This window comes from Cellulomonas triticagri, from assembly GCF_003696205.1.
Lineage (GTDB): Bacteria > Actinomycetota > Actinomycetes > Actinomycetales > Cellulomonadaceae > Cellulomonas > Cellulomonas triticagri.
Genome location: NZ_RFFI01000151.1, coordinates 1 through 7,641 on the forward strand (window position 1 = coordinate 1; position 7,641 = coordinate 7,641).

Annotated in this window: 8 protein-coding genes; 7 read left to right on the plus strand and 1 reads right to left on the minus strand. The window is 72.3% G+C overall.

What is annotated here, in order from left to right; all coding sequences use genetic code 11:
• The first annotated feature begins 533 nt into the window (after positions 1-533).
• The 3 genes from EBM89_RS18545 to EBM89_RS18555 are packed head-to-tail and all read left to right on the plus strand — an operon-like array spanning position 534 to position 2,250.
• Positions 534-1,205 (plus strand): M15 family metallopeptidase, encoded by a 672-nt coding sequence (locus EBM89_RS18545; RefSeq protein WP_122151107.1) that lies wholly within the window; start codon positions 534-536, stop codon positions 1,203-1,205.
• Positions 1,206-1,255: 50 nt separating this feature from the next.
• Complete coding sequence (locus EBM89_RS18550) at positions 1,256-1,915, plus strand: hypothetical protein (protein ID WP_122151108.1); 660 nt, start codon at positions 1,256-1,258, stop codon at positions 1,913-1,915.
• Positions 1,912-2,250, plus strand: coding sequence for a hypothetical protein (locus tag EBM89_RS18555; RefSeq protein WP_122151109.1), 339 nt, complete (start codon positions 1,912-1,914; stop codon positions 2,248-2,250). Before EBM89_RS18550 ends, EBM89_RS18555 begins: the two co-directional genes overlap by 4 nt.
• A 36-nt stretch (positions 2,251-2,286) precedes the next feature.
• On the opposite strand, the gene EBM89_RS20940 is transcribed toward EBM89_RS18555, so the two are convergent.
• Positions 2,287-3,297, minus strand: coding sequence for a hypothetical protein (locus EBM89_RS20940; protein ID WP_147463620.1), 1,011 nt, complete (start codon positions 3,295-3,297; stop codon positions 2,287-2,289).
• Between the two features lie 294 nt (positions 3,298-3,591).
• Between EBM89_RS20940 and EBM89_RS18565 the strand changes: the two genes are divergently transcribed.
• From EBM89_RS18565 to EBM89_RS22280, 4 genes are all read left to right on the plus strand, one after another.
• Positions 3,592-3,918, plus strand: coding sequence for a hypothetical protein (locus EBM89_RS18565; RefSeq protein WP_147463621.1), 327 nt, complete (start codon positions 3,592-3,594; stop codon positions 3,916-3,918).
• The gene (locus EBM89_RS18570) at positions 3,918-5,870 is read left to right on the plus strand and encodes an ICP22 family protein (protein ID WP_122151112.1); all 1,953 of its coding nucleotides are present in this window, start codon (positions 3,918-3,920) and stop codon (positions 5,868-5,870) included. The genes EBM89_RS18565 and EBM89_RS18570 overlap by 1 nt, the downstream gene beginning before the upstream one ends.
• Positions 5,871-5,884: 14 nt before the next feature.
• Positions 5,885-7,321 carry an SCO6880 family protein gene (locus EBM89_RS18575; protein WP_147463622.1) on the plus strand — a complete coding sequence of 479 codons (1,437 nt, stop codon included), beginning with the start codon at positions 5,885-5,887 and terminating at the stop codon, positions 7,319-7,321.
• A partial coding sequence (locus EBM89_RS22280; RefSeq protein WP_233571849.1) for a hypothetical protein occupies positions 7,318-7,641 on the plus strand: 324 nt, incomplete at its 3' end. The genes EBM89_RS18575 and EBM89_RS22280, both read left to right, overlap by 4 nt.

A 7,641-nucleotide genomic window follows, 5' to 3' on the forward strand; every position in this document is an offset into this window, starting at 1 on the left:
GCCGCGCACGCCGCGCTCGTCGCACGCCAGGCCGAGTGGGCGAGCGCCGCTCGGACCGCGACGGGGATCTGGTCGCAGCGTGCCCGGTCCGCGGCCGCGGCCGGACGCACCGCCCTGGACGCGGCCCGCCACCGCGCCCGCACCGACCACCCGGCCGCCCACCCGCACGACGACAGCGCCGCCCAGCCTGCAGCCCTGGCCAGCACCGGTGCGCACGACTTCGTTGGCGGACGCCGGACGGGCACCGCCGAGGGGCCGCCGGTCGGGGTGCCGACCGTCGCCCAGGCGCTGGCCTCCTGGACCACCACCCACCCGGGATCGCCGGCCACGGGCCGGTCGGTCGGGCGGGCGATATCGCCCGGTCGCCCCGCGGCGGTGCCCGAACGGGGGACGCACCAGACCCGACCCCCTGACCCGAGCAGGAGACCACCCGTGCATTCCACCGTCACCACCGCCAGCGCCCTCGGTGCCCCTGACCGAGGAGGCCTGGCACCCGTGCCCGATATCGGCTCCCGCGAACGCGGGGTGTGGTGATGGGCGCCGGGCTGGTCGCGGTCGGTGCGGCGAAGGCGGCTGGGTCGAAGAAGACGCGCCGTCGGGTCCTGATCGGGTGCGGCGGCGCGCTGGTCGCGGTGCTCGCCGTCGTGCTGGTCCTCGCCAGCGCTCTGCTCGGCGGTCTGATGGCTGTCCTGGGCGGGGCCGACGAGGCCGAGGGCCTCGCCTCCGCGGCCGCCACCGAGACACCTAGCGCCCCTGCGGGCACGGGGTCAGGCGGGGGAGGGGCGGGTGGGCAGTGGGGCGGGCACTCCAACGGCCGCATCCCGGCCGAGCAGCTGTGCTCGCTGAGCTGGGCGCCCGCGATGCGGCTGCGCTGCGATGCCGCGGCCGCCCTGGAAGGGGTGAACGGCGCCTACCGGGCGGCGTTCGGCGCGAACATCTCGATCACCGACGCCTACCGGGACTACGACGCCCAGGTCCGGGTCAAGGCCAGCAAGGGCTGGCTGGCCGCGACACCCGGGACCTCGAACCACGGGTGGGGCCTGGCCGTGGACCTCGGCGGCGGGATCAACAAGTTCGGCACCCCCCAGCACAACTGGATGCGCACCAACGCCGGCGCGCACGGGTGGGTACTTCCCGGCTGGGCCCAGCAAGGCGGGTCCAAGCCCGAGGCGTGGCACTTCGAGTACGTCGGCGCCACGCGATGACACCCAGTGGCACGACCGCCCCGCACCGCTCACCTCGGAGGACCTGAACCATGGACGACACCAGCAACACCACCCGCGGCCGCAAGACGCTGGCGATCGGCATCGGGGCGCTCGTGGTGTGCGGTGGAGTGATCGCCGCGGCGATCGGGTGGCTGCTGCACCCCGCCTCCACCACCCAGGACCCCACACCCACCGCCACCGTGCAACCCACGGCACCCGCCGCCTCCGAGGACGGGAGCGGTGGTGACGGGCATCCGTTCCGGCACGGCGCCGGGACCATCACCGGCACCCCCGATCCCGCCGCCGACGCCGTCGATGCCACCGACGACGCGCTTGCCGTCGCCGAGGAATGGGTCGCGACGTTCCTCGGGTGGACGCCCGAGGAGACCGACGCCACCGCGGCGGCCGCGCGGGCGCAGCAGCTGGCTCCGGACGCGCGGGTGCAGGACTACACCGGGGACGTGCTCGACGAGGCCGCGGAGCTCGGCGCCGGTGCGGCCCAGCCGGGGCAGGTCACGGTTGTGGACGTCTCCGACCCGCACGTGTGGCCCCCGGGCTGGGTGGTGCTCGACGCGACCGTCACCACCACACCGGACGCCGGGGTGGGGCAGGTGGTGGTGCACGTCAGGTGCGAGGTCCAGGTCACCGACGGGCAGGTCGTGTCCGCGGTCATCGGGGACGGCGCCGCGTGGATCGAGGCAACCCCGTGACCCCGGACACGCAGGGGTCGAACCTCATGGCCCGGGTGGCCGCGGAACCGGTGCTCGAGGGGTTCGGGCTGGACTTCACCTGGGTCAACGGCGCAGTCGGAGACACCCTGCGGGACCTGGCCGGCGGGCTGCTCGCCGCAGGGCTGATCGGGTGCGGGATCGCGGTCGTGCTCGGCGTCGTGACGGTCGTGGCAGGCAAGGCCGGCCTGCGGGTGTCGGACAAGGCCGCCTCGTTCGCCTCCGGCGCGGTGGCGGTGGGGGTTGTCGCGGCGCTGGTACTGGGCTCGGTCGCCGCGGCGGTCGCCCGGTACGCGAACATCACCCTCGGGTGGTGAGGCTGCGGATCCGCAGCCTGGCGACTTGATCGTGTGCTAGCGCTGGCGCTGCGACACGAACTCCTCAATGAATCCTGAACCGAGGTCCCCGAATGCGGTGGGCTTGTCCGCGGCGGAGCTCGCGGGCGTACCGGCTCGTAGGACCATTGCTTTGAGGCGCCGTTCGTTCGCGGCTAGATGAGGTCGTGCGTCCATGCCGAAGTACGAGCAAAGTGCCCGCGCATACGCTTCTCCGAAGGCCAGGAGTGGCATAAAGATCGAGTTCAATGATTGCTCGAGCGTGCCGGTGTTGATTCCGGACAGGAGCCAGGATTCGGAGTGGGCGGCGCCTGATAGCAACGGGTACAGCCAGGGACTGTCAGGGAGGTAGGCCTGTGCAAGTTGCGTGATGTTCCTACTGAAAGCTGCCTTGTTGTCTCTGAATACGACCGAGGTGGCCAAGTCGGTTACCTGGCCTCCTTTGACCTTCCGGACGACCTCCACGCGATTCTTTCGATAGAGCGCGATCAGCTCGCTACTCGCCTGCTGCTTGCGGGCCAGCTCCTCGCCCTGCGAAGGAAATTTCTGAAGCGTGTCGATGGCACCCTGGTAGACCGAGGGCAAGAGCGACAGTGCTCGAGCCACCCTCATCTCGGGAGCTTTCTCTGCATCGACAAGCCAACACGAAAGCAGGACTGACTCCATCACCCCGCGACATGCGCTCCAGGCCGGCTGAACCCGAAGTCGTTCGTGATTTACGATTGCAATAACGGCATCCGTGTAGTCGTCTGCTGCTATCGCCAAGCGCTGGAAATGCTCGAATCCTACTGATAGAAGCGCCCATTCGAGAAACTCGTCTCCGCGAATCAGATCGCGATCTCTCACCCAGGGTGTCTCGGATGAAATCTGGGACTCGTCAAGCATGAGGGCATGGGCGTCGGCAAGGATCGACCTAATCGACCGACGCTCCTGTTCGATCATCTTTATGCAGAATGATGCGAATTTGGGCCGATTGTTCGTGTAGTCCCACTGGTCGTCGCAGTCCTGCGATGCTCCATCGTTCGTCATGTGCACATTCTGGCGCAAAGCGGTGGCGCGGACGCGGCGTTTCGCGGTCCGCGTTCGAGCGCGGACACGGCGGCGGTCGGTACGTGCTGGGGCCGAAGCGCTGGAGTGCCTTGCGCTGAGGCGGGAGAGCTCTCACGTGGCCATCCCCCTCGCGGACTCCCCGTGCGGGTGGTGAGCCGCGCCGGTGTGAGCAGGCGAGGCGGCGGTGGAGATATCGATTCCGGCGCCGGAGTCCGGTGGGTGCGGGGTGGCCGGTGAACCACCCGAACCCACCCGAAGGGGGATGCGTCCACCGTGTTCTCGTCTCATCTCGCCCCGCCCGCCGCGGTCCCGGCGTCCTCGATCCCGGACAACATGGGCGTGAAGATCGACTTCGCCGCGTTCCCGTGGATGTCTCAGCTGCAGGAGTGGGCCGGTGGCCTGCAAGCGACCTGCCTGATCATCATCGGCATCCTGACCGTGGTCGGCATCGCGATGTTCATCGCGGGGCGGCTGTCGTCCTCCCAGCAGGTCCAGAAGGTCTCGGCGACGATCATCCTGTGGGCGTTCATCGCCGGCGTCGCGATCGCGGTGATCTTCGCGTTCCTGGTCTGGGCGACCGGCTTCGACCTGGGCTTCTGATGCCCACCCCCGCACCCACCACCACCGTCCCCGTCCTGGGGCACTGGGATGAGACCAGCGGCCGAGCCGGACCCGGCGTGCTGGCCGAGGTCACCCTCGCCCCGCACCTGGTGCGCACTTGGTGGCGGCAGCGCCCGGCACCGGTCCGGCGCCTGGCCACGGCTGCCGGCACGCTCGTGGTGCTGGGGATCGTGGTGGTGGTGTGCTCGGGGTCGTGGTGGTCCGACCCGATCAAGGCAGCACTGGAGGCGATCGGGGACTGGATCGCTGGCGTCATGGCCGACGCGATCGCCGGCCCGGCCGAGCAGCTCATGTCGCTGGCGTTCAACAACCCGCTCACCGAGATCTCCTCCGGGCAGTGGGAAGTCGCCACGCGGCAGGCCTCGCGGTGGGGTGCGGTGTTCGCGATCGTCGCGGTCGGGATGTGCGCGGTCGAGGTCGTCGCTGGCCTGATCGTGCGGGACACCGCCCGGGTGCTGCGCGCGGGGATGACCGCCGCGCTGGCCTGGCCGATCACCGTGGCCGCGATCCTGCTGCTTGCCGAGCTCGTCGCCGTCACCGATGGCCTGGCCGGGCAGATGTTCGACAACGTGGATGGCGGCGGGGTCATCGGGACCACCGCTGCCGGGACCGCGATGGGCGCCGCCCTGGGCGGCATCACGGCCCTGACGGTCGGTGGCGGGTGGCCGGTGGTGGTCCTCGGTGCCCTGGTGTGCCTGATCGGGTTGTTGCTGCTGACCATGGTCATGGCGGCCCGCGCGTTCGGGCTGCTCGTGGCGACCGGGTTCGCGCCGACCGCGCTGATGCTGATGGGGTTCAAGGGGACCCGGGGCATGGCTGCGAAGTGGGTCGAGATCGTGCTCGGGCTGCTGCTGACCAAGCCGCTGGCGGCCGGGATCATCGTGCTGTGCCTGGAGCTCGCGGGTGAGGGCGGGCTGGCCTCGTTCATCATGGGCACGGTCGGGCTGTGGGTTGCGATCTTCTCCCCGGCGCTGGCGATGTCGCTGGTGTCGTTCGCCGGTGGGCATCTGTCCGCGGCGCTGACCGCTCACGCCTCCGCGCTCAAGGGGCTGGGGGCCCAGGCCGCGCAGGCCGGGGCGACCAAGCTCGCGCTGGAGGGTCCGAACAGCGAGGCGCTGAGCAAGCTCGGGTCCGACGCCGCGGGACTCGCCAAGGCCGGCGTGAGCGGGCTGGACAAGATGTTCACCGCCATGGGGGAGAGGCTCAACCGCCGGTCGGAGGAACCCCAGGACGGCGACGCTCCTGGCGGCGGTGAGCAAGGCGATCAGGTCGAGGACACCGACACCCCCACCGGCGGCGAGCAGCAGCACGACGACGCGCCCGTCGAGGCCCCCGAGGGCGACGGCGGCGGTGGCGACAACCCGCCCGAGCCCGGCTCCGACCACCCCCCTGTCGAGGACGAGGCACCGAAGGACACCCCCGTCGACGGCGCGCAGGAGTCGGTCGGCGACCAGGAGGCCGGAACCGACCCCGGCGACGACCTGCCGACCGGTGATGACGTGACACCGGACCAGTCGACCGGCGGACCGGTGGACCCGCCCGCAGCGGGGACGCCACCCGGTCCCGAGGGCACCGGGGGTGCGGGTGCCCCTGGTGCTCCCGGCGGGGCGGGCTCTGCGACGAGCGGTACCGGTGCGACCGCACCCGGCAGCGGCTCCGGCGCCGCCGGTGGGTTTGGTGCCGCGGGCAGCGACACCACCACCGGTGGCAGTTCCGGCGGCGGTTCTGGCGGCGGGTCCGGCAGCGCAGGCGCCGACGGTAGCCGCGGCGCCGGTGGCCACGAGGGCGGTCCCGAGCCGGTCGGGGGCTCCGACAGCCCCACGCCCGCGCCGGGACCGGGTCCCGCCCCGAGGCCGGCCCCGGGCGCCGCGCCCGGCGGCGCCGGTCCGGCGGCTCCCGGTCGGGGTCCGAACCCGTTCGGGGGGCGGTGACGGTGTCGGGACAGGTGCCTCAGGCGGTGTTCGCCCCGGTCTCGCGTTCGGGGGTCGTGGCCGGTCTGTCCGGCGGGCAGCTCGCCCTGGTGGCGATCGGCCTGTCCAGGCCGGTGTGGTCGCTGATCGCGGCCGGCGACCTCGCCGCGGCGTTGGCGTCGGCGCTGTGGTGGACGCTCCCGGTGCTGGTGTTGGCGTGCGGGTCGTACAAGGGCAGGTCGTTCCTGGAGAGGGTGAGCGTGGTGGGCCTGTTCGGGCTGCGCAAGGTCATGGGTCAGACCCGCACGGTCGTGCGGGTTGGTGCCGGCGACCGGGCCGGGGCGATCGCGATCCCCGGCGCGCTCGGGGAGCGGCTGACGGTGCTGGACATGGTCGGGACCGTGTTCGACGGCGGGTGCTTCCTGTGGGACAAGGTCACCCAGCAGGCCACCGTGGTCCTGCGGGTCACCACGCACGGGTGGGCGCTGGCCTCCGCTGAGCAGAAGGCGACCCGGGCTTCGGGGCTGACGAACCTGTGCCAGACGTTGGCTGCGGCCGAGGGCGTGGTGCAGGTCGTCAAGCACGCCCGCACCTACCCCGGAACCCCACCAGCGGTGGGCACCCCGACGCCTGGGGACCTGGGGTCGATCGACGCTGCCGAGCTCGCCGACCACCCGGCCATGACCGCGTCGCTGACCCGCGACGACGTCATCACGATCACCGTCGCCGCTCCGGTCGTTTCGGCGCAGGTCGACGCCGCCGGCGGCGGGGTCGAGGGGTTGTCCTGGGTGCTGGGCGACCGGGTCGCGCAGCTGCTTGCCGGGCTGCCCGAGTGCGGGGTCCGGACCGAGGACGCCGCGTGGTGGTCCCCGGCGCAGATCCGCGCCGCCGTGCGGCTGGCCTTCGACCCCTCGGCGGCAGACATGCTCGCCGCCGCGGGGTGGTGCCTGGACGCCGACGCGGTGCTCGCAACCGTCGCGGACGAGCGCTACGACCACCTGGTCACCGACTCCGGTGTGCACCGCACGTTCTGGGTGGAGAAGTGGCCGGCCGTGCCCGCGCGGGCGGGGTTCTTGTCGAACCTGGTCGCCACGGGCACGGTGTGCCGGACGTTCACCCAGATGTGGCGCCCGGGGGCGGTGCACTCCGCGGAGAAGCGGCTGAGGAACGCCGAGGCGTCGCACAGTTCCGCGTCCGCGGTGAACGCCAAGCTCGGACGCCCCGAGTCCGTGGCACACCACGCCCAGGGCAAGGACCTCGCCCGGCGCCGCGGAGACCTCGAGGCCGGGTTCGCCGACGTGAGCTACTCCGGGTGGATCACGCTGACCGCCGCGGACACCGAGGCGCTGCGCGTCGGCGAGCTGTGGCTGCGCTCGACCGCCAAGGGACTCGAGCTGAAGCTGCTGCGCGGGGACCAGTGGGCGGCGTTCTGCACCGCGGCACTGCCCCTGGGGATCGGACCGCGCGCATGACGCGCCACCTGGTCCGCCCCACGATCTTCGTCCGGCGTCGACGCCGCACCACCCCGGACACCGCCACCACGACACCCGGGGCGGCGTTCGGGCTGCCCACCCACACACCACCGGACGCACCCGAGGCCGAACCACCGACCGAGACCCGGTCGAGCGAGGCGCAGGGCGCAGCAGTCGTGGCGGTGGCGACACCGCCGCGCGGGCGGCGCGGCGGCGGGGCCGACCCGGTGGGCACCCACACGCTGACCGTGACCGGGGCGCGAAGCTCGCGGCGTGAACGGCGCCGGGCGGTGCGCGCGGCCGCGGACGCCGTCGCGGCG

Excerpts from the sequence above, each read along its gene's own strand:
- EBM89_RS18545 (WP_122151107.1), top strand. The coding sequence starts at position 534 with ATGGGCGCCGGGCTGGTCGCGGTCGGTGCGGCGAAGGCGGCTGGGTCG.
- EBM89_RS18550 (WP_122151108.1), top strand. The coding sequence starts at position 1,256 with ATGGACGACACCAGCAACACCACCCGCGGCCGCAAGACGCTGGCGATC.
- EBM89_RS20940 (WP_147463620.1), bottom strand. The coding sequence starts at position 3,297 with ATGACGAACGATGGAGCATCGCAGGACTGCGACGACCAGTGGGACTAC.
- EBM89_RS18570 (WP_122151112.1), top strand. The coding sequence starts at position 3,918 with ATGCCCACCCCCGCACCCACCACCACCGTCCCCGTCCTGGGGCACTGG.